The following is a 2,659-nucleotide window of genomic DNA, read 5'->3' on the forward strand; positions in this document are numbered from 1 at the left end:
ACCGGTAGACGCGCTGGTGCTGGCGGGAACGCCGCTGGCCGCCGCGGAGCCACCGGCCGGGCGGGAGGACGAGATCGCCGCCCGCACGTCGTGCCCGATCCATCGCGAACACCTCGGCGCCGACCCGGATTTCGAATGGGGAGCGCTGACCGGATCCACCGGCGAACCACCGCAACGGCTGCCGGAGATCCCGGTGCTGCTGCTGCACGGCGAGGCCGACCCGATCGCTCCCGTCGACCCGGTGACGCGGCTGGGCGCCGCGCACTCGCAGGCGACCGTTGCCGCGTTCAAGGACGGCGTGCACGACATCCTCAACGACAAGGCGCACCGCAGTGCCGCGGCGCGGATCGTGCTGTTCTGCGAAGAGATCGCCAAGGGCGCGGTGCTGCTGCCCGAAGTTCCCGCGGCCAGGAACACCCGCGCGCGCCGGGCCGCGCCGGTGCAGGTGTCCGCGCGGGTGGACTACTCGCTGCGGGTGCTGACCGAGCTGGCGCGCGGCCCGCAGCAGCAGACCTGCGAGGCGATGGCCCGCAGCCAGGGCATTCCGCTGAACTCGCTGGTGAACCTGATGGTCGAGCTGCGCCGCGGCGGCCTGGTGCGCAGCAGGCGCGGCTGCGAGGGCGGTTACTGGCTGGCCCGGCCTGCCGCGCAGATCACGCTGGCCGAGGTGGTGCGCGCGGTGGAGGGCGAAGTGGTCTCGCACCGCGAAGACGGCCCGCACGCGGAGGTGTGGGAGCAGCTCGGGCGGACGGTGGCGGAGTTCATGACGCGGGTCAGCGTCGCCGAACTCGCGCAGCCCGCCGCGGCATGAGCGATCCTCGGGCGCGCCGACGACCGACGCGGACGAGCCGGAACGACCGGCACCGACAGCTGGCAACACCCAAGACGACCGGAGCGGCGACCATGACCGAGCACGACGCCTTCCACCCAGACCTGACCTCCGAGGCCGACCCCGAGCAGCGCAAGTCGCTGCGTTCCCGGCTGCACCACGTGCGCGGCGCCGACCTCGACGAGGGCACCGCGCAGACCGAGGGCATGAAGCGGCTGGCCGCGATCAGCGGCGAGTCGGTGGGCTCCGAGAAGATCTGGACCGGCCAGACCCACGTCGCCCCGGACACCGCCTCCGCCGATCACCACCACGGCGAGTCGGAGACCTCGATCTACGTCGCCGACGGGCATCCCGAGTTCGTCTTCCACGACGGCACCGGCGAGGTGCGCATCAAGACCGAGCCCGGCGACTACATCTTCGTCCCGCCGTACGTGCCGCACCGGGAGGAGAATCCGGATCCCGACGAGGAGGCGGTCGTGGTGATCTCCCGCAGCACCCAGGAAGCCATCGTGGTGAACCTCCCCGGGCTCTACCCGCTCTGAGGCTCCGTTCGCACGAGCTGGGTGGTGCCGGCGGCGGACACCGCTCTCGCGGGCTTCCCGAGATTTCCGCGCCGGAGCGTTAATTTTCCGAAATGTCCGAAAAGGACGAGTCGGGTCGGCGGCGGGATCGCTCGAACCGTCGGATAGAGTGCTGCGCCTGCGCAGGGTGCACCTTGCGGCCGTGCTCCTCGTCGGGGATCGAGCAGCCGATGCCGGTGGCCGCGTGAAGAAAGGAACTCGTTGGCCACCCCGCTGTTGAAACCCGCACCGTCCGAGCCCTCTCGCCCCGCCGGCCCGGTCGCGGGCGCGCGGCGGCTGCGGGACCGCGTTCTCGTGCGGGTGCTCGCGCGGCCGCGAGCGGTCCTCGCGTCCGGGGCGGCCGCCGTGGTCGCCGCGATGGCGTGCATGTTCCTGCTGCACCTGGCCGGGACCGGACACGGCGCCGGAGTGGACTACCAGGTCTACCGGTGGGCCGTGCGCACCTGGCTCGGCGGTGGCGACCCGAGCCAAGGCGCCGCGATGACCAGCGCCGACCGCCCGTTGCCCTGGGTGTATCCGCCGTTCGCGCTGTTACCGCTGGCGGTTCCGTCGGTGCTGCCGTTCGTGCCCGGCTTGTGGTTGCTGTACCTGACCGATCTGGCGGCGCTCGGCGGCGTGCTCTACCTCGTGGTCCGCAGCATGTGGCCGGTCGCGGGCCGGAGCGGAGCGGCCGCGGCGGCTTCGCTGGGGTTGGCGGGCACGTTGCTGCTCGAGCCGGTTTACGCCTCGTTCGGCCTGGGTCAGGTGAACATCCTGCTGATGGGGCTGGTGGCCGCGGATTGCCTCACCGCGCGGCCGCGCTGGCCGCGCGGGCTGCTGGTGGGCCTCGCGGCCGCGATCAAGCTGACTCCTGCGGCGTTCGTGCTGTTCTTCTTGTTTCGCCGGGATTTCCGGGCGGCGGTGGTCGCAGCGGTCACGGCCGTGGCCGGGACGGCTTGCGGGTTCCTGGTGAGCTTTCCGGCCTCGATGGACTACTGGTTCGGGCGCGGTCCGGCGGCCGGGGTGAGCGGCTCCGCGTACCACACCAACCAATCGATCATGGGGGAACTGGCGCGGCTGGAACTGCAGACCGGCGTGCGCTACGCGGTCTGGGCGGTGCTGGCGCTGGCGTTGCTCGTGGTGACCGCGCGGGTGCTGCGCACGGCGGAGGCGCCGCAGGCGTTGCTGGCCAACGGTCTGCTGGCGTTGCTGATCTCGCCCACGTCCTGGTCGGACCACTGGGTCTGGGCGGCGCCCGGAGTGCTGGTGG

The 2,659-nt window shown here is 72.1% G+C and carries 3 protein-coding genes; all 3 read left to right on the forward strand.

What is annotated here, in order from left to right:
- On the forward strand, positions 1 to 811 hold an 811-nt coding region (locus IJH84_RS19310), incomplete at its 5' end, for an Rrf2 family transcriptional regulator (RefSeq protein ID WP_295147072.1).
- A 92-nt stretch (positions 812 to 903) separates the two neighbouring features.
- Complete coding sequence (locus IJH84_RS19315; protein ID WP_295147074.1) at positions 904 to 1,371, forward strand: cupin domain-containing protein; 468 nt, start codon at positions 904 to 906, stop codon at positions 1,369 to 1,371.
- Positions 1,372 to 1,611: 240 nt separating this feature from the next.
- The coding region (locus IJH84_RS19320; protein WP_295147078.1) for a glycosyltransferase family 87 protein at positions 1,612 to 2,659 on the forward strand (1,048 nt) is incomplete at its 3' end.

Origin of the sequence: Saccharopolyspora sp. (assembly GCF_017434145.1) — a bacterium.
GTDB lineage: Bacteria > Actinomycetota > Actinomycetes > Mycobacteriales > Pseudonocardiaceae > Saccharopolyspora_C > Saccharopolyspora_C galaxeae.